This window comes from Streptomyces sp. NBC_01257, assembly GCF_035917255.1.
Lineage (GTDB): Bacteria > Actinomycetota > Actinomycetes > Streptomycetales > Streptomycetaceae > Streptomyces.
In genome coordinates, this window is the sequence record NZ_CP108472.1 from 2440753 (window position 1) to 2467004 (window position 26252).

19 protein-coding genes and 1 tRNA gene are annotated in these 26252 nt (G+C 69.3%); 12 read left to right on the plus strand and 8 right to left on the minus strand.

Features of this window, described 5'->3' with window-relative positions; all coding sequences use genetic code 11:
* The first annotated feature begins 45 nt into the window (after positions 1 to 45).
* On the plus strand, positions 46 to 915 hold the full coding sequence (locus OG408_RS10260) for a DUF4184 family protein (RefSeq protein WP_326669478.1): 870 nt from the start codon (positions 46 to 48) through the stop codon (positions 913 to 915).
* A gap of 42 nt (positions 916 to 957) precedes the next feature.
* Here the strand turns inward: OG408_RS10260 and polA are convergent, their stop codons facing one another.
* On the minus strand, positions 958 to 3669 hold the full coding sequence (gene polA, locus OG408_RS10265) for a DNA polymerase I (protein WP_326669480.1): 2712 nt from the start codon (positions 3667 to 3669) through the stop codon (positions 958 to 960).
* Positions 3670 to 3836: 167 nt separating this feature from the next.
* Between polA and OG408_RS10270 the strand changes: the two genes are divergently transcribed.
* The 7 genes from OG408_RS10270 (at position 3837) to OG408_RS10300 (ending at position 12991) form a co-directional block, all read left to right on the plus strand.
* Entirely contained in the window at positions 3837 to 6110 is a 2274-nt protein-coding gene (locus OG408_RS10270; RefSeq protein WP_266777539.1) for an FdhF/YdeP family oxidoreductase, read from the plus strand.
* Between the two features lie 111 nt (positions 6111 to 6221).
* A complete protein-coding gene (locus OG408_RS10275; protein WP_326669482.1) occupies positions 6222 to 6692 on the plus strand; it encodes a PaaI family thioesterase in 471 nt (156 codons plus the stop codon).
* 646 nt (positions 6693 to 7338) lie between these two features.
* Positions 7339 to 8550 (plus strand): branched-chain amino acid ABC transporter substrate-binding protein, encoded by a 1212-nt coding sequence (locus OG408_RS10280; RefSeq protein ID WP_326674509.1) that lies wholly within the window; start codon positions 7339 to 7341, stop codon positions 8548 to 8550.
* Between the two features lie 100 nt (positions 8551 to 8650).
* Positions 8651 to 9580, plus strand: coding sequence for a branched-chain amino acid ABC transporter permease (locus tag OG408_RS10285; RefSeq protein WP_266777543.1), 930 nt, complete (start codon positions 8651 to 8653; stop codon positions 9578 to 9580).
* Positions 9581 to 9585: 5 nt separating this feature from the next.
* The gene (locus OG408_RS10290) at positions 9586 to 11367 is read left to right on the plus strand and encodes a branched-chain amino acid ABC transporter permease (RefSeq protein WP_266777545.1); all 1782 of its coding nucleotides are present in this window, start codon (positions 9586 to 9588) and stop codon (positions 11365 to 11367) included.
* A 5-nt stretch (positions 11368 to 11372) separates the two neighbouring features.
* A complete protein-coding gene (locus OG408_RS10295) occupies positions 11373 to 12278 on the plus strand; it encodes an ABC transporter ATP-binding protein (protein WP_266786078.1) in 906 nt (301 codons plus the stop codon).
* Entirely contained in the window at positions 12275 to 12991 is a 717-nt protein-coding gene (locus OG408_RS10300; protein ID WP_266777547.1) for an ABC transporter ATP-binding protein, read from the plus strand. Before OG408_RS10295 ends, OG408_RS10300 begins: the two co-directional genes overlap by 4 nt.
* 70 nt (positions 12992 to 13061) lie before the next feature.
* On the opposite strand, the gene OG408_RS10305 is transcribed toward OG408_RS10300, so the two are convergent.
* The gene (locus OG408_RS10305; RefSeq protein WP_148015825.1) at positions 13062 to 13712 is read right to left on the minus strand and encodes an ANTAR domain-containing response regulator; all 651 of its coding nucleotides are present in this window, start codon (positions 13710 to 13712) and stop codon (positions 13062 to 13064) included.
* 97 nt (positions 13713 to 13809) lie between these two features.
* On the opposite strand from OG408_RS10305, the gene OG408_RS10310 reads away from it, so the two are divergent.
* Positions 13810 to 13884, plus strand: a tRNA-Leu gene (locus tag OG408_RS10310).
* Positions 13885 to 13993: 109 nt separating this feature from the next.
* Entirely contained in the window at positions 13994 to 14758 is a 765-nt protein-coding gene (locus OG408_RS10315; protein ID WP_266777550.1) for a helix-turn-helix domain-containing protein, read from the plus strand.
* A gap of 9 nt (positions 14759 to 14767) precedes the next feature.
* Here OG408_RS10315 and pyk read toward each other — a convergent pair whose 3' ends face one another.
* Positions 14768 to 16201, minus strand: coding sequence for a pyruvate kinase (pyk, locus tag OG408_RS10320; protein ID WP_326669484.1), 1434 nt, complete (start codon positions 16199 to 16201; stop codon positions 14768 to 14770).
* A 285-nt stretch (positions 16202 to 16486) separates the two neighbouring features.
* Between pyk and OG408_RS10325 the strand changes: the two genes are divergently transcribed.
* Positions 16487 to 18292 carry a bifunctional metallophosphatase/5'-nucleotidase gene (locus OG408_RS10325; protein WP_266777554.1) on the plus strand — a complete coding sequence of 602 codons (1806 nt, stop codon included), beginning with the start codon at positions 16487 to 16489 and terminating at the stop codon, positions 18290 to 18292.
* 84 nt (positions 18293 to 18376) lie between these two features.
* Here OG408_RS10325 and OG408_RS10330 read toward each other — a convergent pair whose 3' ends face one another.
* The 3 genes from OG408_RS10330 to pepN form a co-directional block, all read right to left on the minus strand.
* A complete protein-coding gene (locus tag OG408_RS10330) occupies positions 18377 to 19801 on the minus strand; it encodes a lysine N(6)-hydroxylase/L-ornithine N(5)-oxygenase family protein (protein ID WP_266777556.1) in 1425 nt (474 codons plus the stop codon).
* A complete protein-coding gene (locus OG408_RS10335) occupies positions 19798 to 21201 on the minus strand; it encodes a pyridoxal phosphate-dependent decarboxylase family protein (RefSeq protein ID WP_285565367.1) in 1404 nt (467 codons plus the stop codon). Before OG408_RS10335 ends, OG408_RS10330 begins: the two co-directional genes overlap by 4 nt.
* A gap of 303 nt (positions 21202 to 21504) precedes the next feature.
* Positions 21505 to 24036 (minus strand): aminopeptidase N, encoded by a 2532-nt coding sequence (gene pepN / locus OG408_RS10340; protein ID WP_326669489.1) that lies wholly within the window; start codon positions 24034 to 24036, stop codon positions 21505 to 21507.
* A 128-nt stretch (positions 24037 to 24164) separates the two neighbouring features.
* On the opposite strand from pepN, the gene OG408_RS10345 reads away from it, so the two are divergent.
* Positions 24165 to 24731 (plus strand): MarR family winged helix-turn-helix transcriptional regulator, encoded by a 567-nt coding sequence (locus OG408_RS10345; RefSeq protein ID WP_266777562.1) that lies wholly within the window; start codon positions 24165 to 24167, stop codon positions 24729 to 24731.
* 214 nt (positions 24732 to 24945) lie between these two features.
* On the opposite strand, the gene OG408_RS10350 is transcribed toward OG408_RS10345, so the two are convergent.
* Positions 24946 to 26013, minus strand: a complete 1068-nt coding sequence (locus OG408_RS10350) for an aromatic ring-hydroxylating oxygenase subunit alpha (RefSeq protein ID WP_266777565.1) — start codon at positions 26011 to 26013, stop codon at positions 24946 to 24948.
* A gap of 7 nt (positions 26014 to 26020) precedes the next feature.
* The gene (locus OG408_RS10355; protein ID WP_326669492.1) at positions 26021 to 26251 is read right to left on the minus strand and encodes a recombinase-like helix-turn-helix domain-containing protein; all 231 of its coding nucleotides are present in this window, start codon (positions 26249 to 26251) and stop codon (positions 26021 to 26023) included.
* Position 26252 lies beyond the last annotated feature (1 nt).

Consider the following 26252-nt stretch of genomic DNA (forward strand, 5'->3'; position numbering starts at 1 on the left):
CAATGGGTGACGGGCCGGTGAAGACGGCTCCCGCATACTTCCCCCATGCCGTTCACGCTCAGCCACGCCGCCGCCGTCCTCCCCGGGATCCGCCGCAACGGAACCGGGCGCGGACCGCTCCTGGCCTCGGCCCTCGTCGCCGGCTCGTTCGCCCCCGACATGACGTACTACGCGGACACGGCGGTCCCGGGTGCCATGGAGTTCGGGCAGGTCACCCACGCGTGGTGGGGTGTGTTCACCGTCGACGTCGTGATCACCGCGGCGACCGTGGCGCTGTGGCTGCTGCTGCGCGAACCGCTCGTGGCACTGCTGCCCACGAGCCAACAGGGGCGCGTGCACACCTGGGTACGCGGCGAGCGGCGCACCCCGCGGGAGGGGCCGCGCGGTCTGCGGGACGGTGGCTGGTTCCTGGTGTCCGCCGTCATCGGGGCCGGGACGCACGTCGTCTGGGACGCGTTCACCCACCACGACCGGTGGGGGGTGCGGCTGGTGCCCGTACTGGACCGCGACGTGTCCGGATATCCGGTGTTCCAGCTGGTGCAGTACGGCAGTTCGGCCCTCGCGCTGACCGTGCTCGCGTGGTTCGCCGTGACGGGGCTGCGCCGGACCGGGAACCGGCCGGTGCCGGCGTCCGTACCGGTCCTGGACCGCCCGGCGCGGTGGTGGGCGGCCGCGGTCATCGGGCTGTGCGTCCTGCTGGGCACCGTGCACCGCTGCGCGCGCTGGTACGCCTACTTCGGGCACATCGACACACCGCTCGACATCATCCCGACCGCGTGCTTCGGCGCGGGGGCCGGGCTGGCGGCCGGACTCGTGCTGTACGCGGTGTGGATGCGGCTGCGGGGCCGGGGCACCGCGGCACCCTCACTCCCCGTCGCCGGCCGGGCCCGGGACACGAGCCGGACCGGCGACTGAGGACGGAGCGCCCGGCGACGGGCGCCCGCCCCGCATCGGGCCTCAGTGTGCGGCGGACTCCCAGTCCGTGCCCACGCCGACCGACACATCCAGCGGCGCCCGCAACTGCACCGCCGTCGCCATCTCGTGGCGCAGGATCTTCTCCACCTGCTCCCGCTCACCCGCGGCGATCTCCAGCACGATTTCGTCGTGGACCTGGAGCAGCATCCGTGACGTCAGCTTCGCCTCGGTGAGTGCCCGGTCGACGTGGAGCATGGCGACCTTCACGATGTCCGCGGCCGTGCCCTGGATCGGTGCGTTGAGCGCCATCCGCTCGGCCGTCTCGCGGCGCTGGCGGTTGTCGCTGTTGAGGTCCGGCAGATAGCGGCGGCGGCCGAAGACCGTCTCCGTGTAGCCGGTGGCCCGCGCCTCCTCCACCACGCGGTGCAGATAGTCGCGGACGCCGCCGAACCGCTCGAAGTAGGTGTCCATCAGGCCCCGGGCCTCGCCCGCCTCGATGTTCAGCTGCTGGGAGAGACCGAACGCGGACAGGCCGTACGCCAGCCCGTAGCTCATGGCCTTGATCTTGCGCCGCATCTCGGGGTCGACCGCGGTCTTCTCGACACCGAAGACCTGCGAGGCGACCGTGGTGTGCAGGTCCTCGCCGGAGGTGAACGCCTCGATCAGGCCCGCGTCCTCGGAGAGGTGCGCCATCACGCGCAGCTCGATCTGGCTGTAGTCCGCCGTCATCAGCGTCTCGAAGCCCTCGCCGACGACGAAGCCCCGGCGGATCGCCCGGCCCTCGTCGGTGCGGACGGGGATGTTCTGCAGGTTGGGGTCGGTGGAGGAGAGCCGGCCGGTCGCGGCCACGGTCTGGTTGAACGTGGTGTGGATCCGGCCGTCCGCGGCGATCGTCTTGACCAGGCCCTCGACCGTGACCCGCAGTTTCGCCTGCTCGCGGTGGCGCAGCATGATGACCGGCAGCTCGTGCTCGGTCTGCGCGGCCAGCCACGCCAGCGCGTCCGCGTCCGTCGTGTACCCGGTCTTCGTCTTCTTCGTCTTCGGCAGGCCCAGCTCGCCGAAGAGGACCTCCTGGAGCTGCTTGGGCGAACCGAGGTTGAACTCGCGGCCCACCGCGGCGTGCGCCTCCTTCACCGCCTGCTGCACGGCGCCCGCGAACTGCTGCTCCATGCCCTCCAGATGGGGCCGGTCCGCCGCGATGCCGTGCCGCTCCAGGCGGGCCAGCAGGATCGACGTCGGCAGCTCCATGTCGTGCAGCAGCTCGGCCGCGCCGACCTCCTTGAGCCGCGTCGTGAACGCGTCGCCGAGGTCGAGGACGGCACGGGCCTGCGTCATCAGGGCGTCGGCCTCGGCCTGGTCGTCCGCACCGAACGCCAGCTGGCCGTCGGACGCGGCCGCCGGGGCGAGCTCCCGGCCCAGGTACTCCACCGCCAGGGCGTCCAGCGCGAAGGAGCGCCGGCCCGGCTTCACCAGATACGCGGCGAGCGCGGTGTCCATCGACACGCCCTCGATCCGCCAGCCGTGCTCCGGGAAGACGCGCATCGCGCTCTTCGCGTTGTGCATGACCTTCGGCCGGGACGCGTCCGCGATCCAGGCGGCGAACGCCTGCTCGTCGGCCTCGTCGACCTGCGCCGGGTCGAACCAGGCGGCGGCCCCGCCGGCCGTGGCGAGCGCGATCTCCGTGACCGTGCCGCTGCCGAGCGCCCAGGTGTCCACCGTGGCGACGCCGAGCGGCTGCGCGCCGTGCTCGGCCAGCCACGGAGCGAGCTCGCCGGCCCCCAGCACCGCACCGTCCAGCTCGATGCCCGCGGCCGGAGCCGGGGCCTCGTCCTCCGCCTTGCCCGGGTCCACCGCGAGCAGCCGCTCACGCAGGCTCGGGTTGCGGATCTCCAGCACATCGAGCACCCCGGTGACCGCCGTGCGGTCGTAGGGGGCGCGCTCCAGATCGGCGGGGGTCTTCGGCAGTTCCACGTCGCGGACCATCTCGGTCAGCCGCCGGTTCAGCCGCACCGCGTCCAGGTGGTCGCGGAAATTCTGCCCGGCCTTCCCCTTGACCTCCTCGGCCCGGTCCACCAGCTCGTCGAACGAACCGAACTGGTTGATCCACTTCGCGGCCGTCTTCTCGCCGACCCCGGGGATGCCCGGAAGGTTGTCCGACGGGTCACCGCGCAGCGCCGCGAAGTCCGGGTACTGCTGCGGGGTGAGGCCGTACTTCTCCTCGACCTTCTCCGGAGTGAACCGCGTCAGCTCCGACACACCCTTGGTCGGGTACAGCACCGTCACGTTCTCCGTGATCAGCTGGAACGAGTCCCGGTCGCCCGTGACGATCAGGACCTCGAAACCGGCCGCCTCCGCCTGCGTGGCCAGCGTCGCGATGACATCGTCCGCCTCGAAGCCGTCGACCGCGAACCGGTCGGCGTGCATCGCGTCGAGCAACTCCCCGATCAGCTCGACCTGGCCCTTGAACTCGTCCGGGGTCTTCGACCGGTTCGCCTTGTACTCCGGGAACTCCTGCGAGCGCCACGTCTTGCGCGACACGTCGAACGCCACCGCGAAGTGCGTCGGCGCCTCGTCACGCAGCGTGTTCGCGAGCATCGACGCGAAGCCGTAGACCGCGTTCGTCGGCTGCCCCGCCCCCGTCGTGAAATTCTCCGCAGGCAGCGCAAAGAACGCCCGGTACGCCAGGGAGTGCCCGTCCATCAGGAGCAGGCGCGGTCGGTTGTCTGCCGTCTTCTTCGATGCCGTCTCAGCCACACCCCGATCCTGCCACGTACCACTGACAATCCGGACCGGCCGCCGTCTCCGGCCGTCCTGCGGCGGCTCGCCGGGCGGCCCTCCCCCGCCGCGTGCCAGGATCGGAGACAAGGAATCACGCACCGCGGACCGCGCCCCGGCCCGCCGCAGGCCCGAAGGGGAGCACGATGGCCACCAAGCCGCCCACCGGAGACCCGGTCCAGGACGCACCGCAGGTCGCACCCGCCCCGCACGCCGCCGCCGGGCTGCCCGCCGTCGCCCACAGCCTGCGCATCGCCCAGCAGCAGATGGGCGTGCGCCGCACCGCGCAGACCCTCCTCAAGGTCAACCAGAAGGACGGCTTCGACTGCCCCGGCTGCGCCTGGCCCGAGGGCGACAAGCGGCACACCGCCGAATTCTGCGAGAACGGCGCCAAGGCCGTCGCCGAGGAAGCCACGCTGCGCCGCGTCACCCCGGACTTCTTCGCCGCCCACCCGGTCGCCGATCTCGCCACCCGCAGCGGCTACTGGCTCGGCCAGCAGGGGCGTATCACGCAACCCATGTACCTGCCCGAGGGCGCCGACCGGTACGAGGCCGTGACCTGGGAGCGCGCCTTCGCCGTCATGGCCGAGGAGCTCGGCGCACTCGCCTCCCCCGACGAGGCCCTCTTCTACACCTCCGGGCGCACGAGCAACGAGGCCGCGTTCCTGCTCCAGCTGTTCGCCCGCGAATTCGGCACCAACAACCTCCCCGACTGCTCCAACATGTGCCACGAGTCCTCCGGCTCGGCCCTCACCGAGACGATCGGCGTCGGCAAGGGCTCCGTCTCCCTGGAGGACCTCCACCACGCCGACCTGATCATCGTCGCCGGGCAGAACCCGGGCACCAACCACCCCCGGATGCTCTCCGCCCTGGAGAAGGCCAAGTCCGCCGGAGCGAAGATCATCTCGGTGAACCCGCTGCCCGAGGCCGGCCTGGAACGCTTCAAGAACCCGCAGACCCCCGTCGGCATGATCAGGGGGGCGGCCCTCAACGACCTGTTCCTGCAGATACGCATAGGCGGCGACCAGGCACTCTTCCGGCTCCTCAACAAGATGATCCTCGCCGCCGAGGGAGCCGTCGACGAGACCTTCGTGGCCGAACACACCCACGGCTTCGAGGAGTTCGCCGCCGCGGCGGCCGAGGCGGACTGGGATCAGACCCTCGCCGCCACCGGCCTCGAACGCGCCGCCATCGAGGAGGCCCTCGCCATGGTCCTCGCCTCCCGGCGCACCATCGTGTGCTGGGCCATGGGCCTCACCCAGCACAAGCACTCCGTGCCGACCATCCGGGAAGTCGTCAACTTCCTCCTGCTGCGCGGCAACATCGGCCGGCCCGGCGCCGGGGTCTGCCCCGTCCGCGGCCACTCCAACGTCCAGGGCGACCGCACCATGGGCATCTTCGAGAGGCCGTCGACGGCGTTCCTCGACGCCCTCGACAAGGAGTTCTCCATCACCTCACCGCGGCACCACGGCTACGACGTGGTCCGCTCCATCCAGGCCCTGCGCGACGGCGACGCCAAGGTCTTCTTCGCCATGGGCGGCAACTTCGTCGCCGCCACCCCCGACACCGACGTCACCGAGGCCGCGATGCGCACCGCACGCCTCACCGTCCACGTCTCGACGAAGCTCAACCGCTCCCACGCCGTCACCGGCACCCGGGCCCTGATCCTGCCCACCCTGGGCCGCACCGACAAGGACGTCCAGGCCGGCGGCAAGCAGTTCGTCACCGTCGAGGACTCCATGAGCAAGGTGCACGCCTCCCGCGGCAACCTCACCCCCGCGAGCCCCCATCTGCTCTCCGAGCCCGCCATCGTCGCCCGTCTCGCCCGCGCCGTGCTCGGGCCCGGATCAGCCACCCCCTGGGAGGAGTTCGAGAAGGACTACGCGACGATCCGCGACCGCATCTCCCGCGTCGTCCCCGGCTTCGAGAACTTCAACCAACGCGTCGCGCACCCCGGCGGGTTCACCCTCCCCCACGCCCCCCGCGACTCCCGCCGCTTCCCCACCGCCACCGGCCGGGCCAACTTCACCGCCGCCCCCGTCGAGTTCCCCGAACTCCCCGAAGGCCGGCTCCTGTTGCAGACGCTGCGCTCCCACGACCAGTACAACACCACCATCTACGGCCTCGACGACCGCTACCGCGGCATCAAGGGCGGCCGCCGCGTCGTCCTCGTCAACCCGGACGACGCCGCCGCCCTGGGCCTCGCCGACGGCGCCTACGCCGACCTCGTCGGCGAATGGAAGGACGGGGTGGAACGGCGCGCCCCCGGCTTCCGCGTCGTCCACTACCCCACCGCCCGCGGCTGCGCCGCCGCCTACTACCCCGAGACCAATGTGCTCGTCCCCCTCGGCTCCACCGCGGACACCAGCAACACCCCCGCCAGCAAGTCCGTCGTGGTGCGGTTCGAGAACCTGCGCTGATCCCCGGAGACAGCCGCGCTAAGCGCCCGCTCAGCCGTCTGATATGAACAGGGAGCACAGCCAGGACCAGCGCACAGCACCGAACCACCGCAGAGAGACGGAGCCGGACCCATGGGCGAGCACACCACACCCACGTTCCCCCAGGAGATCATCGACGAGTACGCCACCCTCGGCGTCGACCTGCCCTCCCTCTTCTCCGCGGGCCACCTCGGCGAACGCATGGGCGTCACGATCACCGAGGCCTCCGCGGACCGCGTCGTCGCCACCATGCCCGTCGAGGGCAACACCCAGCCCTACGGACTCCTGCACGGCGGCGCCTCCGCCGTCCTCGCCGAGACCCTCGGCTCGGTGGGCGCCATGCTCCACGGCGGCCCCGCCAAGCTCGCCGTCGGCGTCGACCTGAACTGCACCCATCACCGAGGGGTACGGAACGGCCTCGTCACCGGCGTCGCCACCCCCGTACACCGCGGCCGCACCACCGCCACGTACGAGATCGTCATCACCGACGAACAGGACAAGCGGGTCTGCACCGCCCGCCTCACCTGCCTCCTGCGCGACGCCCCCAAGGCCGACGCCTCCTGACCCCGCGGCACCCGCACCACCCCCTGCCCGGCCGGATCCCCAATCCGGCCGGGCAGTGTCATATCCGGGCACAACCACCGCCACGCACACCGAACTTGCACAACCACCGCAGCCAACGCCCTTGACCACCAACCCCGTTCCGTGGCCCACTCATCAGCCACGCCCGCCTGCGCACCCACCACACCGCGTCGACCCCACCAGCCCGGCTGTAACACTGCGTAACAACCACGCAATGTGCAGCCGCCCGGCACCCCACGCCCCACCCGGCCCCGCAGGCACCGGGTGCCCCGGCACGCCCTCCCGCACCGCCGCGCACCCCCCACCGGGCGACAGCACCAAGATCGCTCCAAGCCCCTTAGCAGAGCTGCGCGTTCTCAGCATGCGGTCACTTCACCGTCCGGTAGAAAGCCGTACATGTCCACACAGCCACCTCAAGCCTTGCTCAAGGGCATAACAAGACAGTCACATCCTGCTCCACTCCCATCCCCGACCCCCGCCCCTGCCCTTAGAGTCACCGCCAGTCACCGCGCCGCCGGGCGCGTCTGCAGCACGGCCCTGTACCAACCAGTACGGCCCGGCGAACGACACGGCACCTCAAGCAGAGGAGGCCGCGCCAGGGAAAGGACTTTTCGTGCGACACCGTTCTTTGCTCATCCTCACCACAGTGCTCACCACAGGAGCACTGACACTCACCGCCTGCGGGTCGCGCGACGACGACAAGAAGGACAGCAGCAGCGGCGACACCCAGACCGTCGTCATCGGCGTCGACGCCCCGCTGACCGGTGACCTCTCCGCCCTCGGCCTCGGCATCAAGAACTCCGCCGACCTCGCCGCCAAAACGGCGAACAAGGACAAGACGGTCCCGGGCATCAAGTTCGAGATCCAGCCGCTCGACGACCAGGCCCAGCCCTCCGTCGGCCAGCAGAACGCCACCAAGTTCATCGACAACAAGAGCGTTCTCGGCGTCGTCGGCCCGCTGAACTCCGGCGTCTCCCAGTCGATGCAGAAGCCGCTCAACGACGCCGGCCTCACCCAGGTCTCCCCCGCCAACACGGGCACCGAGCTGACCCAGGGCGACAACTGGAAGTCCGGCGACAAGAAGCGCCCCTTCAAGACCTACTTCCGCACCGCCACCACGGACCAGATCCAGGGCGCCTTCGCCGCGAAGTACCTGTACAACAACGCGAAGATCAAGCAGGTCTACCTCATCGACGACCAGAAGCCCTACGGCGCCGGTCTCGCAGCCTCCTTCAAGGCGACGTTCACCGGACTCGGCGGCAAGATCGCCGGCTCCGACCACGTCAACCCCGACGACCGCGACTTCAACGCCGTCGTCACCAAGGTCAAGAAGTCCGGCGCCAAGGCCGTCTACTACGGCGGTGAGTACCCCGCCGGCGCCCCCCTGAGCCAGCAGCTCAAGGACAGCGTCCAGATCCCCCTCATGGGCGGCGACGGCATGTACAGCGCCGACTTCATCAAGCTCAACAAGAAGGCCCAGGGCGACATCGCCACCTCCGTCGGCAAGCCCGTCGAGGAGCTCGAGTCCGCCAAGAAGTTCATCGCGGACTACAAGACGGCCGGATACAAGGACGCCTACGAGGCCTACGGCGGCGGCACCTACGACGCCACCTGGTCGATCATCGAGGCCGTCAAGGCCGTCGTCGCGGCCAATGACGGCAAGCTCCCCGACGACGCCCGCACCAAGGTCCTCGACGCGATGAGCAAGGTCAACTTCGAAGGCGTCACCGGCCCCGTCTCGTTCGACGAGTTCGGCGACACCACGAACACCATGATGACCGCCTACCAGGTCGACGGCGGCAAGTGGGCGTCCAAGCTCAGCGAGGCCTACAAGCCGTAACAAGCTCCCGGTCACGCAACGACTGACACCAGACCGCGCGGGAGCGCTACGAGCGCTCCCGCGCGGTGCCATATCCGAACCACTCCACGGAGGCCCTGCGGTGCACGAACTGCCGCAACAGCTGGCCAATGGACTCATCCTCGGCGCGATGTACGGACTCATCGCGATCGGATACACGATGGTCTACGGAATCATCCAGCTCATCAACTTCGCCCACGGCGAGATCTTCATGATCGGAGGCTTCGGAGCTCTCACCGTGTACCTCTGGATGCCGGCCGGCTCCAACCTCCTCGCGATCGTCCCCCTCATGATCATCGGCGGCGTCATATGCTCCGTCGCCATCAGCGTCGCAGCCGAACGCTTCGCGTACCGGCCGCTGCGCACCGCTCCCCGGCTCGCCCCGCTGATCACCGCGATCGGACTCTCCCTCGCGCTCCAGCAGGCCATCTGGAAGTGGTACCCCAACGCCACCAAGGACCGCCCCTTCCCCCAGTTCAAGGGCGAAGCGTTCGACGTCTTCGGCGCCCACATCCAACGCGGTGACCTCTTCGTCCTCATCGCCGCACCCATCTGCATGATCGCGCTGGGCCTCTTCGTCTCCAAGACCCGCTCCGGCCGCGGCATGCAGGCGACCAGCCAGGACCCCGACACCGCCAAGCTCATGGGCATCAACACCGACCGCATCATCGTCATGGCCTTCGCCATCGGTGCCGCGTTCGCCGCCGTCGCCGCCGTCGCCTACGGGCTCAAGAACGGCCAGATCGGCTTCAAAATGGGCTTCCTCATGGGGCTCAAGGCCTTCACCGCAGCCGTACTCGGCGGCATCGGCAACATCTACGGCGCCATGCTCGGCGGAGTCGTACTCGGCGTCGCCGAATCCCTCGCCACCGGCTACATGAGCGACGTCCCCGGCATGGACCTCTTCGGCGGCGGCGCCTGGAAGGACGTATGGGCCTTCGTCCTCCTCATCGTCGTCCTCCTGCTGCGGCCCCAGGGCCTGCTCGGCGAACGCGTCGCGGATCGGGCGTGATACGGATGACCACCCAGAACACACACGTCCCCGCACCCGCCGCCCGCATCGCCACCCTCATCGGCGCCGCGGCAGCACTCGCCGGCACCTTCCTCCCCTGGACCTGGACCTCCGAGTTCCCCGGCGACCTCACCGTCACCGGCTACCCCGGCGGCCTCCAGATCCTCACCCTCACCGCCTCGGTCCTCACCCTCCTCTTCACCCTCAGCGGATACGGCATCCCGGGACTCCGCTGGCTCACCCCCGGCGGCACCAACAGCCCCGTCCGCCTCCTCGCCCTCGCCACCCTCGGCACCACCGGCTACACCATCGGTGCGATCGCCTACGAACTCGGCGGCGTGGTCAACCTCGAACCCGGAGCCTGGGTCAGCGGCATCGGCGCACTCATCGCCCTCCTCGCCGCCCTCGCCCTCCCCAGCGACGAGCCCCTCCCCGCCGACGAACCCCGGCCGGGCGCCTGGCAGCGCTTCCGCAACAGCCTCGCCGCACCCTCCGCCGGCCGTGCCAAGGCACTCCCCGCCTGGGTGGAGATCCTCATCATCACCGCGGCCTTCGGCGCCGCCCTCTACGTCTTCACCTTCGGCGTCGACATCCCCACCGAGGAATCCGAGGAGTTCATCGGCTTCCTCATCACGGCGGGCTTCGCGTTCACCGCGCTCACCCGGGCCGGACTCATCGCCCGCATCACCGCGCTGACCACGAAGCACCGCAACGTCACCCTCACCGCCGCCCTGGCCGCGGCCTTCTGCTTCCCCTTCACCCAGGACACCGCGGAATACGCCCTCATCGGCGCGAACATCCTCATCTTCGCCACCGTCGCACTGGGCCTCAACGTCGTCGTCGGCCTCGCCGGCCTCCTCGACCTCGGCTACGTCGCCTTCCTCGGCGTCGGCGCCTACACCGCGGCCCTCGTCTCCGGCGCACCCCTCTCCGCCATCGGCGTCCACTTCCCCTTCTGGGCCGCCGTCCTCACCGGAGCCGTCGTCTCCCTGATCTTCGGCGTCCTCATCGGCGCCCCGACCCTGCGGCTGCGCGGCGACTACCTCGCCATCGTCACCCTCGGCTTCGGAGAGATCTTCCGCGTCACCGTCAACAACCTCAACGGCAACAGCGGACCCGACCTCACCAACGGCTCCCAGGGCATCCCCAGCATCCCCGACCTCAACCTGTTCGGGATCGACTTCGGACTCAGCCACGACATCGGCCCCTTCACCCTCAGCAGGCCGGCCAACTACTACCTGCTGATGCTCGTCGTCACCGCCGTCGTCGTCCTCGTCTTCCGCCGCTCCGGGGACTCCCGCATCGGCCGCGCCTGGGTCGCCATCCGCGAGGACGAGACCGCAGCCACCGCCATGGGCATCAACGCCTTCCGGCTCAAGCTGCTCGCCTTCGCCCTCGGCGCCACCCTCGCCGGACTCGCCGGAACCGTCCAGGCCCACGTCAACTACACCGTGACGCCCGAGCAGTACCAGTTCGCCGGCTCCGTACCCCCGAACTCCGCCTTCCTCCTCGCCGCCGTCATCCTCGGCGGCATGGGAACCCTCAGCGGACCCTTCGTCGGCGCCGCGCTGCTCTACCTCATCCCGGCCAAACTGCAGTTCATGCAGGACTACCAGCTCTTCCTCTTCGGCATCGCGCTCATCCTCCTGATGCGCTTCCGCCCCGAAGGCCTGGTCGCCGACCGCAGGAAACAGCTCGAATTCCACGAGAACGACGAGCTCATCGACGTACCCGAACCACGGCAGTCCGAAGACAGCGGCGCCGGCATCGCCAAGGCGGGGGCGTGACCACCATGACCACCACCACGAAGACCGCGACCACCGTCCTGGACGCCAGCGGCGTCACCATGCGCTTCGGCGGACTCACCGCCGTACGCAACGTCGACCTCACCGTCAACGCAGGCGAAATCGTCGGACTCATCGGCCCCAACGGCGCCGGCAAGACCACCTTCTTCAACTGCCTCACCGGCCTCTACGTCCCCACCGAGGGCAAGGTCAGCTACAAGGGCACCGTCCTGCCGCCCAAGCCCCACCTCGTCACCAAGGCCGGCATCGCCCGCACCTTCCAGAACATCAGGCTCTTCGCCAACATGACCGTCCTGGAGAACGTCCTCGTCGGACGCCACACCAGGACCAAGGAAGGCCTCTGGTCCGCGCTCCTGCGCCTCCCCGGCTACACCAAGGCCGAGAACGGCAGCCGCGAACGCGCCATGGAACTCCTGGAGTTCATCGGCCTCCAGGACAAGGCCGACCACCTCGCGCGCAACCTCCCCTACGGAGACCAGCGCAAGCTGGAGATCGCCCGCGCCCTCGCCAGCGACCCCGGTCTCCTCCTCCTGGACGAGCCCACCGCCGGCATGAACCCCCAGGAGACCCGGGTCACCGAAGAGCTCATCTTCGCCATCCGGGACCAGGGCATCGCCGTCCTCGTCATCGAGCACGACATGCGCTTCATCTTCAACCTCAGCGACCGCGTCGCCTGCCTCGTCCAGGGCGAGAAGCTCGTCGAAGGCACCGCCGAAGTCGTCCAGAGCGACGAACGCGTCATCGCCGCCTACCTCGGCACCCCCTTCGAGGGCGCCCCCGGCGCCGAAGAAGTCGCCGAGGTCGAAGCGGCCGAAGCGGTGGCGGGAACAGGCCCCGACACGACCGCCGCCACCACGAAGGACACCACCACCGAGGAGGAGGACACCCGATGACCGCACTGCTCGAGGTCGAGGACCTCCGCGTCGCCTACGGCAAGATCGAAGCCGTCAAGGGCATCTCCTTCACCGTCGACGCCGGCCAGGTGGTCACCCTCATCGGCACCAACGGCGCCGGCAAGACCACCACCCTGCGCACCCTCTCCGGACTGCTCAAGCCACTCGGCGGCCGCATCCTCTTCGAGGGCAAGCCACTCAGCAACATCCCCGCACACAAGATCGTCTCCCTGGGCATCGCCCACTCCCCCGAGGGCCGCCACATCTTCCCCCGGCTGACGATCACCGAGAACCTCCTCCTCGGCGCCTACCTCCGCAACGACAAGGCAGGCATCGAGAAGGACATCCAGCGCGCCTACGACCTGTTCCCCATCCTCGGGGAACGCCGGAAGCAGGCGGCCGGAACCCTCTCGGGCGGCGAACAGCAGATGCTCGCCATGGGACGCGCCCTGATGTCCCAGCCCAAGCTGCTCATGCTCGACGAGCCCTCCATGGGCCTCTCACCGATCATGATGCAGAAGATCATGGAGACCATCGTCGAGCTCAAGGCCGCGGGAACCACGATCCTGCTGGTCGAGCAGAACGCCCAGGCCGCCCTCTCCCTCGCGGACCAGGGCCACGTCATGGAGATCGGCAAGATCGTCCTCTCCGGCACCGGAGCGGACCTCCTCCACGACGAGTCCGTCCGCAAGGCGTACCTCGGCGAGGACTGACCGCGCATACGCGGAAGGCCCGCACCCGGAAGTACGGGGTGCGGGCCTTCCGCGTACACGCGTGCGGCGACTACTCGGCCGCCCGCTTCTTCTCCTCGGCGTCCTCGATCAGCGCCTCCGCGAGCTGCTGCATCGACAGCCGCCGGTCCATCGACGTCTTCTGGATCCACCGGAACGCGGCGGGCTCGGACAGCCCGTAGTCCGTCTGCAGAATGCTCTTCGCGCGGTCCACGAGCTTCCGCGTCTCCAGCCGCTGCGACAGGTCCGCGACCTCGCCCTCCAGCGCCTTCAGCTCCGCGAACCGCGACACCGCCATCTCGATGGCCGGCACCACGTCGCTCTTGCTGAACGGCTTCACGAGGTACGCCATCGCCCCGGCGTCCCGGGCCCGCTCGACGAGGTCGCGCTGCGAGAACGCGGTGAGCATCAGGACGGGCGCGATGGACTCCTCGGCGATCTTCTCGGCGGCGGAGATCCCGTCGAGGACCGGCATCTTCACATCGAGGATGACCAGATCCGGCTTGTGCTCCCGGGCCAGCTCGACAGCCTGCTGCCCGTCCCCGGCCTCACCGACGACCGAGTACCCCTCTTCTTCGAGCATCTCTTTGAGGTCGAGGCGGATGAGCGCCTCGTCCTCGGCGATGACGACGCGGGTCGTCAGCGGCGGGACGTGCGACTTGTCGTCGTCGGCGACGGGCTGGGGCGACTCGGGGGTGGTCACGGGGCTCCTTGGTTCAGGGCAGGTACAGCTCCCACGAGCCTACCTAGCTACGATATGGTGGCACTACGCAGGGCAGGGGACACCCTTCCTTTCCAAGGCCCCAGTACTCCAACTGGTTAGAGAGGCCGCTCTCAAACAGCGGACAGTGTGGGTTCGAATCCCACCTGGGGCACTTTTCCTTAGATTCCAAGGTTGAGCGAAAATGGCGTAGATTCACGTGATCGTGTGGCTGCAGGGCCGTTCCGGCCCTCGGGTGTAAAGATCCGTCCAAGCTCGGCCGTGTGTACGACCTTGAAACACGCAAGCACGCGCTGGCTCTCCTTGATCAGGGCTTCAGCCAGAACTCCGTAAGCAAGCAGACCGGCATTTCGCGAGCCGCAATCCGTTCCTGGCTCGCGCGAATAGAGCCCCTAGGCTACGACCGTGGCCGCGAATGCCCTCGATGTGGCGATACGCCCAGGCCCCCGGACACCCCTGCCGCCTACTCATACCTGCTCGGCCTTTACCTCGGCGACGGCTGCATCAGCGCAACCAAGCGAGGCGTGTACAGCCTCCGCATCGCATGCGCCGATGCCTGGCCCGGTCTCATCAACGCCTGCGTCGACGCCGTACAGATCACGCGACCGACCAACAAGGTATGTCTCGTGCCGAGTCAGGGCTGTCAGTACGTCACATCCTTCAGCAAGCACTGGCCCTGCTTCTTCCCTCAGCACGGGCCCGGCAAGAAGCACCATCGCGAAATCGCCCTCACCACCTGGCAGCAGGAAATTGTGGACGCACATCCTTGGGAGTTCATCCGAGGCCTCATCCACTCCGACGGTTGCCGGATCACGAACTGGACCACACGCGTAGTCGGCGGCGAGCAACGGCGCTACGAGTACCCCCGCTACTTCTTCACCAACCTTTCGACCGACATCCTGGGACTCTTCACCAGCACGCTCGACCAGGTCGGAGTCGAGTGGAAGAACACCAACGGGAAGAACATCTCCGTCGCCCGACGGGCATCCGTAGCGCTCATGGATGCACACGTCGGGCCGAAATACTGAGCGAGCCCCCTACTTCGGGCTGTCGTCCTCGCCGATGTGGTGCACGCGCACCAGGTTCGTCGAGCCCGCGACGCCCGGCGGGGAGCCTGCCGTGATGACGACCACGTCGCCCTTCCGGCAGCGGCCGATCTTCAGCAGCTCCTCGTCGACCTGCGCCACCATCGCGTCCGTCGAGTCCACGTGCGGGCCCAGGAACGTCTCCACGCCCCACGTCAGGTTCAGCTGGGAGCGGGTCGCCGGGTCCGGGGTGAAGGCGAGGAGCGGGATGGGTGAGCGGTAGCGGGAGAGGCGCTTGACCGTGTCGCCGCTCTGGGTGAAGGCGACCAGGAACTTCGCGCCGAGGAAGTCGCCCATCTCCGCTGCCGCGCGGGCGACCGCGCCGCCCTGGGTGCGGGGCTTGTTGCGGTCGGTGAGGGGCGGGAGGCCCTTCGCGAGGATGTCCTCCTCCGCCGCCTCGACGATGCGGGACATCGTGCGGACCGTCTCGATGGGGTACTTGCCGACGCTCGTCTCGCCGGAGAGCATCACCGCGTCCGTGCCGTCGATGACGGCGTTGGCGACGTCGGACGCCTCGGCGCGGGTGGGGCGGGAGTTGTCGATCATCGAGTCGAGCATCTGCGTCGCGACGATGACCGGCTTGGCGTTGCGCTTGGCGAGTTTGATCGCGCGCTTCTGGACGATCGGGACCTGCTCCAGGGGCATTTCGACGCCGAGGTCGCCGCGGGCGACCATGATGCCGTCGAAGGCGGCGACGATGTCGTCGATGTTCTCGACGGCCTGGGGCTTCTCGACCTTGGCGATGACGGGGAGGCGGCGGCCTTCCTCGTCCATGATGCGGTGGACGTCCTCGATGTCGCGTCCGCTGCGGACGAAGGAGAGGGCGATGATGTCGGCGCCGGTGCGCAGGGCCCAGCGGAGGTCTTCGATGTCCTTCTCGGAGAGGGCGGGGACGGAGACGGCCACGCCGGGGAGGTTGAGTCCCTTGTGGTCGGAGACCATGCCGCCCTCGATGACGGTGGTGTGGACGCGGGGGCCGTCGACCTGGGTGACTTCGAGGGTGACGCGGCCGTCGTCGATGAGGATGCGTTCGCCGGCGGTGACGTCGTGTGCGAGGCCGGTGTAGGTGGTGCCGCAGGTGTGGCGGTCGCCTTCCATGGGTTCGACGGTGATGGTGAAGTCGTCGCCGCGTTCAAGGAGTACGGGTCCTTCACGGAAGCGTCCGAGGCGGATCTTCGGGCCTTGAAGGTCGGCGAGGATGCCGACGCTGCGTCCGGCCTCGTCGGATGCTTTGCGTACGCGGTGGTAGCGCTCTTCGTGTTCGGCGTAGGTGCCGTGGCTGAGGTTGAGGCGGGCGATGTCCATTCCCGCCTCGACCAGGGCTTTGATCTGGTCGTATGTATCGGTGGCGGGTCCCAGGGTGCAAACGATTTTGGCTCGGCGCATGGTTTGAGCCTAGACCTTACCTACGGGTAGTTAATTGGCTGCGCATGACTCCTCAACAACCTTTGGGTGAAGGGTTTTTGACAAGTGTTGAATTGTGCGGCGGGGTGCTCGGATGAGCATTCCGCCGGGGCGCTGGAGGCTGTCGGCGGCTGGTCATCGGATGGAAACCTGCCGGGGGTGTTGCCGGGGGCGGTGTGTGGGTGATTATCTACGCGCGTTGTCCGCGCGTGCGTGGGATCTACGCGCGTTGTGTACGGAGTGAACTGCGATGTGGGAGAGAACGAGATGCCGCTGAACCGAAGGACGTTCCTGGGTACGTCGGCCGCGGCCGGTGCGGGTGTGGCGATCGCCGGCGGGGCGGCGGCCCCGGCCGAGGCGCATGGTCACGGGCACGGCCACGGGCGTCCGCCGAAGCGGTACTCGTTCACCGTGATGGGGACGACGGATCTGCACGGGAACGCGTTCAACTGGGACTACTTCACGGACAAGGAGTTCGACGACAAGGACCACAACGACGTCGGTCTGGCGAAGATCTCGACGCTGGTGGACCAGGTGCGCCGGGAGAAGGGCCGCCACAACACCCTGATGATCGATGCGGGTGACACGATCCAGGGCACGCAGTTGTCGTACTACTACGCGAAGATCGATCCGATCACGGCGAAGCATGGTCCGGTGCACCCGATGGCGCAGGCGATGAACGCGATCGGGTACGACGCGGCGGCGCTGGGCAACCACGAGTTCAACTACGGCATTCCGGTGCTGCGGAAGTTCGAGGAGCAGTGTGATTTCCCGCTGCTGGGGGCGAACGCGCTGGACGCGAAGACGTTGCGGCCGGCGTTCGCGCCGTATGTGATCAAGAAGCTGCGTACGCCGCACGGCCGGGATGTGAAGGTGGCGATCCTGGGTCTGACCAACCCGGGGATCGCGATCTGGGACAAGGTGAACGTGGGCGGGAAGATGGTGTTCCCGGGTCTTGAGGAGCAGGCGGCGAAGTACGTGCCGCGGCTTCGTTCGATGGGTGCGGACGTGGTGATCGTGTCGGCGCACTCGGGGAACAGCGGGACGTCGTCGTACGGCGATCAGATTCCGTACGTGGAGAACGCGGCGGGTCTGGTGGCGGAGCAGGTGCCGGGGATCGACGCGATTCTGGTGGGTCATGCGCATCTGGAGATCCCCGAGTACTTCGTGGAGAACAAGGAGACCGGTAAGAAGGTCGTGCTGTCGGAGCCGTTGAAGTGGGGGCAGCGGCTGACGCTGTTCGACTTCGACCTGGTGTGGGAGAAGGGCCGTTGGGTGGTCGAGAGGGCCGGTTCCCAGGTGCTGAACTCCAACACGGTGGCGGAGGACCGGAAGATCACGAGGCTGCTGGCGGACGAGCACAAGAAGGTCGTGGCGTACGTCAACCAGGTGATCGGCACGTCGGCTGCGGCGATGACGACGGCCGAGGCGGCGTGGAAGGACGAGCCGATCATCGATCTGATCAACGTCGTCCAGACGGAGACGGTGAAGGCGGCGCTGGCGGGTGGCGAGTACGCGGCGCTGCCGGTGCTTTCGCAGGCCTCGTGCTTCTCGCGTACGGCGCAGATTCCTGCGGGGAATGTGACGATCAAGGATGCGGCGGGGCTGTATCCGTTCGAGAACACCCTTGAGGCGCGTTTGGTGACGGGTGCGCAGATCAAGGACTATCTGGAGTTCTCGGCGCGGTATTACGTGCAGACGGCGGCGGGTGCTCCGGTGGATCCGGAGAAGCTGACGAACGCGGGCAGCACGCCGGACTACAACTATGACGCGGTGTCGGGGCTGACGTACGACATCGATATCGCGAAGCCGAATGGTTCGCGGATCGTGGGTCTGTCGTTCGAGGGGAAGGCGATTGATCCGGCGGCGCAGTTCGTGCTGGCGGTGAACAACTACCGGGCGAGCGGCGGGGGCAACTTCCCGCATGTGCCGGCCGCGAAGCAGCTGTGGGCGAATTCCGAGGAGATCCGGAACACGATCATCGCGTGGGTGCAGGCGAAGGGTTCGGTGGACGGTGCCGAGTTCGCTTCGGTGGACTGGCGTCTGACGCGGGACGGTACGCCGGTGTTCTAGCCGGGTGCGGGTCCGTGTGTGCGGGGCGGCCGCTCTCTTCCTTCGTGGGAGGGGGCGGCCGCCCTTCTCTGTGTGCGGGGTGGGTCAGTTGGTGCGGACGAGAGGGATGAGGGCGGGGTTCTGGGCCGGGATGTGGGGGTGGGGGGTGAGGCCGAAGGTGGTGAAGGCGGTGCGTTGCGGGAGGGGGTAGGGGGTGGTGCCGGTGAGGTTGTTGAGGATGGTGGCGCTGCGCCAGGCGGCGAGGCCGAGGTCGGGGGCGCCGACGCCGTGGGTGTGGCGTTCGGCGTTCTGTACGTAGATGTTGCCGGTGATGGTGGGGTCGAGGTCGAGGCGGTACTGGTCGTCGATGCGGGGGCGTCCGGCGGCGTCGCGGCGCAGGTGGGTGCCGAGGCTGCCGAGGATCTGGTCCAGGGGGCGTTCGCGGTAGCCGGTGGCGAGGACGACGGCGTCGGTGGTGAGGCGGGTGCGGGTGCCTTGCTGGGTGTGTTCGAGGTGGAGTTCGACGCGGGTGGTGGCGACGCGGCCCGCGGTGCGTACGGAGACGCCGGGGGTGAGGGTGGCGTCGGGCCAGCCGCCGTGGAGGGTGCGGCGGTAGAGCTCGTCGTGGATGGCGGTGATGGTGTCGTGGTCGATGCCCTTGTGGAGTTGCCATTGGTCGGGGACGAGTTGGTCGCGTACGGATTCGGGGAGTGCGTGGAAGTAGCGGGTGTAGTCGGGGGTGAAGTGTTCGAGGCCGAGTTTGGAGTACTCCATGGGGGCGAAGGCGGGGGTGCGGGCGAGCCAGTGGAGCTTTTCGCGGCCGGCGGGGCGGGCGCGGAGGAGGTCGAGGAAGATCTCGGCGCCGGACTGTCCGGAGCCGATGACGGTGATGTGTTCGGCGTCGAGGAGCTGCTGGCGGTGGTGGAGGTAGTCGGCGGAGTGGATGACGGGGACGGAGCCTGCGTCGGCGAGGGGTTTGAGGGGTTCGGGGATGTGGGGTTCGGTGCCGATGCCGAGGGCGATGTGGCGGGTGTGGGCGCGGCCGAGGGCTTCGGCTTCGCCGTCCTGGTCGAGCTGGGTGAAGTCGACTTCGAAGTGGGCGTGTTCGGGGTTCCAGCGGATGGCGTCGACCTGGTGGCTGAAGTGGAGGCTGGGGAGTTGCTGGCTGACCCAGCGGCAGTAGGCGTCGTATTCGGCGCGTTGGATGTGGAAGCGCTCGGCGAAGTAGAAGGGGAAGAGCCGGTCGCGGGTGCGTAGGTAGTTCAGGAGGGTCCAGGGGCTGGTGGGGTCGGCGAGGGTGACGAGGTCGGCGAGGAAGGGGACTTGGAGGCTGGCGCCGTCGATGAGGAGGCCGGGGTGCCAGTGGAAGGCGGGGCGCTGGTCGTAGAACGTGGCGGTGAGGGGTTCGCGGATGCCGTGGGCGAGGGCGGCGAGGGAGAGGTTGAAGGGGCCGATGCCGATCCCGACGAGGTCGTGCGGCTGGTCGGTCTGGGGGGTGGGCCGGTCGGACCGGGCTGGCCGGGCTGTCATCGGTTGGGGCTGCCTTCCGTGATGTCTGTGGCGAGGTGGGTGACGAGGCCGAGGAGTCGGTCGAGGTCGTCGGGGGTGGTGTGGGGGTTGAGGAGGGTGGCCTTGAGCCAGAGGCGGCCTTGGATGTGGGTGCGGCCGAGTACGGCGTGGCCCCGGTCGAGGAGGGTGCGGCGGATGGTGGCGACGGTGTGGTCGTCGGTGTCGGTGGGGCGGAAGAGGACGGTGCTGATGGTGGGGCGGTCGTAGAGGTCGAGGGCGGGGTTCTTGGTGATGAGGTCGGCGAGTCGGTGGGCGGCGGTGCAGGTGCGGTCGATGAGGTCGGCGAGTCCGGTGCGGCCGAGTGCCTGGAGGGTGACGGCGATCTTGAGTACGTCGGGGCGGCGGGTGGTGCGCAGGGATCGGCCGAGGAGGTCGGGGAGTCCGGCTTCGGTGTCGTCGTCGGCGTTGAGGTAGGGGGCGTGGTGGTGGAGGGCGTGGAGGTGGTGGCGGTCGGGGACGGCGAGGATGCCGGCTGATGCGGGTTGCCAGCCGAGTTTGTGGAGGTCGAGGGTGACGCTGTGGGCGCGGTCGAGGCCGGTGAGTTTGGTGCGGTGGGTGGGGCTGAGGAGGAGTGGTCCGCCGTAGGCGGCGTCGATGTGGAGTTCGGCGCCGTGGGTGTCGCAGAGGTCGGCGATGTCGGTGAGGGGGTCGATCTGGCCGGTGTCGGTGGTCCCTGCGGTGGCGGTGACGAGGAGCGGGCCGTGGCCCTGGTGGCGGGTGAGGGTGTCGCCGAGGGCGGTGAGGTCGATGGTGCCGTGGGGGGCGGGGACGGTGAGGGGTGTGGGGAGGCCGAGGAGCCAGGTGGCGCGGGTGATGCTGTGGTGGGCGTTGCTGCCGGTGATGGTCTGGATGGCGCCGTGGCGTTCGCGGGCGAGGAGCAGGGCGAGTTGGTTGGCTTCGGTGCCGCCGGTGGTGACGAGGGCGTCGGGTGCGGGGTGGCGGGGGTAGATCTCGGCGGCGAGGGCGGCGGTGGTGTCGGCTTCGAGGGCGGAGGCGGCGGGGGCCTGGTCCCAGGAGTCCATGGAGGGGTTGAGGGCGGAGGCGGCGAGGTCGGCGGCGGCGGCGAGGGCGAGGGGCGGTGTGTGGAGGTGGGCTGCGCAGAGCGGGTCCGCGGGGTCGGCCGCGCCTTCGGTGAGGGCGCCGATGAGGGTGGCGAGTGCGTGGTGGGCGCCGGTTCCGTGTTCGGGGATGACGGGGTCGAGGGCGGCGCGCAGCTGGGTGGTGACGGTGTCGGGTCCGCCCGCGGGGAGGGGGCCGTCGCGGCGGCGGGCGCCTTCTTGGAGGGCGGTGAGGACGGTGTCGATGAGGGGGCGCAGGGCGGTGGGTCCGGTGGTGGATCCGGCGAGGGGTGGGGTGGGCATGGCTGGCTGGCCCTTCGGGTGCACACGGGTGGACATGCCAGCTTGTCCGGGTTTCGGTGGGCGCGGCCGGTGAGCTCGGTGATCTGAACTCGAAAGGGGGATGGGCCGGCGCTTGGGGGTGTTGGCGTGGGGTGCGGGTGGTAGGGGTGCGCGGGCAGTTGGGTCGGGACGGGGAGGCGGACACGGAGTCGTATGGGAGGGGGCGGGTTCGGTTGCGGTCGTGCCCGGATACGGGTGTGCCCGGCCCGTCCTCGGGTGAGGGCGGGCCGGGCACGGGTGGTGCGGGTGGTGCGGGGCCTCGGGTCAGTGGGCGGTGCGGACGGTGAGGGCGCGGCGCAGGTCGTCGATCTGGTCGGCGAGCTTGCGGTGCAGGGCGGGGATGAGGGCCCGGTCGGTGAGGGCCTGTTCGCCGAGGCGGAGGCTGTCTGTGTCGACGGCGTACGCGGGGAAGGCGTAGCGTCCGGCGGCTTCGGCGATGGCGGGGCCGCGGCGTACGGCGAGCGCGGTGGCGTCGGGGTAGTAGCGGGGCACGTACGAGGTGACGAGGTCGGTCTGTTCGGGCTGCCAGAAGCCTTGGGCGGTGGCGGTGAACAGGTAGTTGGACAGGGTGTCGTCGCCGAACATGGCGTTCCAGGCGGCGGCCTTGGCCTCGGGGGTGGGCAGGGCGGCGCGGCAGCGGGCGGCGCCTTCCTGGCCGGTGGCGCTGGGGTCGGCTTCGAGTGCGGCGGCGATGGCGGTTTCGTCGGTGGCGCCGAGGACGGCGAGGCGGGTGAGGATGCGCCAGCGTAGTTCGGGGTCGAGTTCGGGGCCGCCGGGGACGGTGCCGTCGGTGAGCCAGCCGTGGATGGTGTCGGGCTGGGTGGCGGCGGCGATGAAGTGGCGGACGGCGGTGAGGCGGAGTCCGGGGTGGCTGCCGTCCTCGGTGCGGCGGATCAGGTCGCGGGTGAGGGCGGTGAGGGTGGCGAGGGCGGCGGGCCGGTCCTCGGGGGTGACGTAGCGTGCGGCGACCTGGGTGTCGGCGAAGGCGAGTACGCCCTGGAGGAGGGCCAGGTCCGTCTCGTGCGGGAGGTGGGTGCGGGCCGTTTCGAGGTAGGTGGCGGGGGCGAGTTCGCCGTCGCGGACCATGTCGCGGGCGGCGTTCCACACGACGGCCCTGGTGAGGGCGTCGGGGATGCCGGAGAGGCTGTCCAGGACGGTGCGCCACGAGTCCGGGTCGAGGCGGATCTTGGCGTAGGTGAGGTCGTTGTCGTTGAGGACGACGAGGGCGGGGCGGCGGCCGGGGCGGGTGACGGCGCCGTCCTGGGTGGCGTTCTCCTCGGTGGCGCTCTCCTGGGGGATGCCGATGTCGAAGCGGTCGCGCAGGACGAGCCGGTCGGGGCCGGACTGGGTGTCGATGGTGTGGTCGTAGGTGCCGACGGTGATGCGGTGGGGGCGGGTCCCGTGGTGGTCGACGGCGAGGGACCAGGTGGTGTCGGCCTCGTCGACGTGCGGGGTGAGGGTGTCGACTCCGGTGGTGCGCAGCCACTGGTCGGCCCAGGCGTGGACGTCGCGGTCGGTGGCGGAGGCGAGGTTGTCGATGAAGTCCGCGAGGGTTGCGTTGGCGAACCTGTGGCGGGCGAAGTGGGTGTTGATGCCCGCGAGGAAGTCCTTCTCGCCGAGCCAGGCGACGAGTTGGCGCAGGGCGGATGCGCCCTTGGCGTAGGAGATGCCGTCGAAGTTGAGCATCGCGGACGCGGTGTCGGGGACGGCGGCGGGGTCGGGTGCCACGGGGTGGGTGGAGGGGCGCTGGTCGGCGTCGTATCCCCAGCCCTTGCGGGCGACGCCGAAGTCGACCCAGGTGTCGGTGAAGCGTGTGGCTTCGGCGAGGGTCTGGTAGCCCATGTACTCGGCGAAGGACTCGTTGAGCCAGATGTCGTCCCACCAGGCGAGGGTGACGAGGTCGCCGAACCACATGTGGGCCATCTCGTGGGCGATGACCATGCCGCGGGTCTGGCGTTCGGTGTCGGTCACGGCCGAGCGGTAGACGAACTCGTCGCGGAAGGTGACGAGGCCGGGGTTCTCCATGGCGCCCGCGTTGAACTCGGGGACGAAGGCCTGGTCGTAGGAGTCGAACGGGTAGGGCTCGTCGAACTTCTCCTGGAACCGGTCGAAGCAGGCGCGGGTGATGTCGAGGATCTCGTCGGCGTCGTCGTCGAGGTGGGGGGCCAGGGAGCGGCGGCAGTGGATGCCGAAGGGCAGTCCGGCGTGTTCGGTGGTCACGGAGTGCCAGGGGCCGGCGGCGACGGCGACGAGATAGGTGGAGACCGGCGGGGTGGGGGCGAGGGCCCAGCGGCCTTCGCCGGTGTGCTCGGCGATGCCGTTGCCGAGGACGGTCCAGCCTTCGGGGGCGGTGACGGTGAGGGCGAAGACGGACTTGAGGTCGGGCTGGTCGAACGCGCCGAAGACGCGCTGGACGTCGTCCATGAAGAGCTGGGTGTAGACGTAGGTCTCGTCGTCGGTGGGGTCGGTGAAGCGGTGCATGCCTTCGCCGGTGCGGGAGTAGCGCATGGCGGCGTCGATGTGCAGTTCGTGGGGGCCTGCGGTGAGCGCGGTGAGGGGGAAGCGGTTCTCGTCGAGGTCCGCGGGGTCCAGTGCGTGTCCGTCGAGGCTGATGGAGCGCAAGGTGGCGGGCTTGATCTCGACGAAGGTGTCACCGTCGGCCAGGGCGGTGAACCGGATGACGGTTCGGGAGTCGAAGGTTTCCTCCCCCGCGGTCAGATCGAGGTCGATCGTGTACCGCTGTACGTCGAGGAACTGGGCTCGGGCCTGCGCTTCATCGCGCATCAGTACGGACATGTGGGCCATGCTGCCGTATGCGGGGTGCGGTGTGCAGGCGGGTTCTCGCTGGGCTGACGGGGGCCGACGTCGTCCTTTGAGGGCTAAGATTCTTGATGACGGTGTACCTGTACGGAGGAGTGCCCGGGATGGCGAAGAACCAGGCGTCCGCGGGGTCCGCGGCATCTGCGGGGCCGGCCGGGTCCGCGCCGCGGGAGGACGCAGTGGCGTCGATCGTGGCGGACTGGCGGCGGGAGCGGCCCGAGCTGGACACGGCTCCGCTGGAGGTGTTCGGCCGGCTGCACCGGGCGTTCCTGCGGTACAGCGCGGCGATCTCGCGGCCGGTGGAGCGCAAGGGGCTGTCGATGGCCGGGTTCGATGTGCTGACGGCGCTGCGCAGGGCGGGGGCGCCGTTCCGGCGCACGGCGGGTGAGCTGGCCGATTCCGGGCTGATCAGCTCGGCGGGGGTCACGTTGCGGATCGACCGTCTGGAGAAGGACGGGCTGATCCGGCGGGAGCGGGATCCGGAGGACCGCCGGGTGGTGCACTCGCGGCTGACGGACGAGGGGCTGTCGGTGATCGACGAACTGTTCTCGGAGCATCTGGACAACGAGCGGCGGATGCTGGCGGGGCTGACCGCGGCGGAGTGCGGGCAGTTGGCGGGGTTGCTGGAGAAGCTTGAGCGGTCCGTGCTGGCTGCGGAGTCGGGGGCGTAGCGGTTTGGCGGGGGCGGGCTTGGCGGGGGCGCTCCGCGGGGGCACCGGGACCCCGGTGCGGGGGGTGTCCTCAATCGCCGGACGGGCTTGATTTGGGCACTGTTGCCCCGGGTGCACGTGTCCTCAATCGCCGGACGGGCTTGATTTTTGCTGGTGTCCGGCTTGAGCGTGCCGGTGGCGGGCTGTGCTGCCGGCGATTGAGGACGTGAGGCGGTCAGGCCTTCGTTGCCTGTGCTTCCGCCTCCGTGCGGTACATGCGGCGGACGCGGACCACGCCCAGGTCGTGCTGGTAGAGGTTCTCCGCCTGGTCGGCGTCCGTGCGCAGGTCCTCCAGCATGATGCGGTCCTGTTCGAGGACCTCCCAGTGGCGGTCCTCCAGGAGCGTCTTGTAGAGGAAGCGCCAGGTGTCGCGCTGCCAGTCCGTGACCTTGCGGTAGCGCCAGAAGAAGACGGCGCAGCGGTTCTCGTCGATGGGCGTGGCCATGCCGACGATGCCGAAGGGTCCGCCGGGGCCGGCGGTCGGCGGGTACGGGATGGTGAGGTCGACCCAGTCGACGCCGGTGCGGCAGAGCTCGACCCAGTCGAAGTTGACGCCGGTCTGGTCGGTCTTCTCGAAGAAGAAGCCGCGCTCGGTCTCCCGGATGCGGAAGCGTGCGGTGGTCTGGCCCTCGGCCATGCTGTGCGAGTCGCGGTGGAGAAACGATCCGTGCATGGGGTCGAGGAGGTTCTCCACCGCGTAGCGCCAGTTGACGTTCCACTCGGCGTAGCAGAGGAACGCGGAGGTGCCGGGGTCGGTGAGGGGTTCGGGAAGTACGAGCGGTGCCGGTTCGGGGTGCTCCTCGTCGCCGAAGTAGGCGAGGATGCCGCCGCCGGTCTCGATGACGTGCGGGGCGGCGACGAGCTGCTTGCCTTCGAGGTTGCAGCCGGGCAGGCCGGGGACGGCGGCGACGGTGCCGGTGCCGTCGACCTGGACACCGTGGTACCAGCAGGCGATGCGGTCGCCGAGGTGCTTGCCGAGGGAGAGGCGGGCGCCGCGGTGGGGGCAGCGGTCCTCCAGCATGTGAAGGGTGCCGTCGGCACGGCGGAAGAGGACCCATTCCTCGCCGAGGAGGGTGAGGCGCTTCATGCCGCCCGCGGGGACGAAGCCGGAGGGGCAGACGGCGTACCACTGGTTGCGGATGCCGGTGGCGAAGAGCTTGTCGGCGGTGCGCCGGCCGGGGCGGGCGACCTCGGAGGGGCGGGTGGGGGTGCCCGGGTCCGCGGTGGTGGTGTCGGTGGTCATGATCGGCTCACGCTCCCAGTCGTCGCATCTCGTTGCGGAAGGTTTCCTCGGTCCACGGGGTGCCGTCGGGTGCGGGCAGGTCGCGGGCGTTGAGTCCGGCGACGAGGCCGGGCAGGTCGTGGGCTCCGCTGCCGAAGACCTCTTCGATCACCGCGGCGAGCTTCTTCTCGTACGGGGTGGGCTCGGTGGTGCGTGCCTGGTTCGGGTCGAGGTACTGCGGGGTGGTCTGGGTGGTCATG

Excerpts from the sequence above, each read along its gene's own strand:
- OG408_RS10290 (WP_266777545.1), top strand. The coding sequence starts at position 9,586 with ATGACCACCCAGAACACACACGTCCCCGCACCCGCCGCCCGCATCGCC.
- OG408_RS10350 (WP_266777565.1), bottom strand. The coding sequence starts at position 26,013 with ATGACCACCGACACCACCACCGCGGACCCGGGCACCCCCACCCGCCCC.
- OG408_RS10295 (WP_266786078.1), top strand. The coding sequence starts at position 11,373 with ATGACCACCACCACGAAGACCGCGACCACCGTCCTGGACGCCAGCGGC.
- OG408_RS10300 (WP_266777547.1), top strand. The coding sequence starts at position 12,275 with ATGACCGCACTGCTCGAGGTCGAGGACCTCCGCGTCGCCTACGGCAAG.
- OG408_RS10275 (WP_326669482.1), top strand. The coding sequence starts at position 6,222 with ATGGGCGAGCACACCACACCCACGTTCCCCCAGGAGATCATCGACGAG.
- OG408_RS10335 (WP_285565367.1), bottom strand. The coding sequence starts at position 21,201 with ATGCCCACCCCACCCCTCGCCGGATCCACCACCGGACCCACCGCCCTG.
- OG408_RS10330 (WP_266777556.1), bottom strand. The coding sequence starts at position 19,801 with ATGACAGCCCGGCCAGCCCGGTCCGACCGGCCCACCCCCCAGACCGAC.
- pepN (WP_326669489.1), bottom strand. The coding sequence starts at position 24,036 with ATGTCCGTACTGATGCGCGATGAAGCGCAGGCCCGAGCCCAGTTCCTC.
- OG408_RS10345 (WP_266777562.1), top strand. The coding sequence starts at position 24,165 with ATGGCGAAGAACCAGGCGTCCGCGGGGTCCGCGGCATCTGCGGGGCCG.
- OG408_RS10260 (WP_326669478.1), top strand. The coding sequence starts at position 46 with ATGCCGTTCACGCTCAGCCACGCCGCCGCCGTCCTCCCCGGGATCCGC.
- pyk (WP_326669484.1), bottom strand. The coding sequence starts at position 16,201 with ATGCGCCGAGCCAAAATCGTTTGCACCCTGGGACCCGCCACCGATACA.
- OG408_RS10325 (WP_266777554.1), top strand. The coding sequence starts at position 16,487 with ATGCCGCTGAACCGAAGGACGTTCCTGGGTACGTCGGCCGCGGCCGGT.
- OG408_RS10270 (WP_266777539.1), top strand. The coding sequence starts at position 3,837 with ATGGCCACCAAGCCGCCCACCGGAGACCCGGTCCAGGACGCACCGCAG.
- OG408_RS10355 (WP_326669492.1), bottom strand. The coding sequence starts at position 26,251 with ATGACCACCCAGACCACCCCGCAGTACCTCGACCCGAACCAGGCACGC.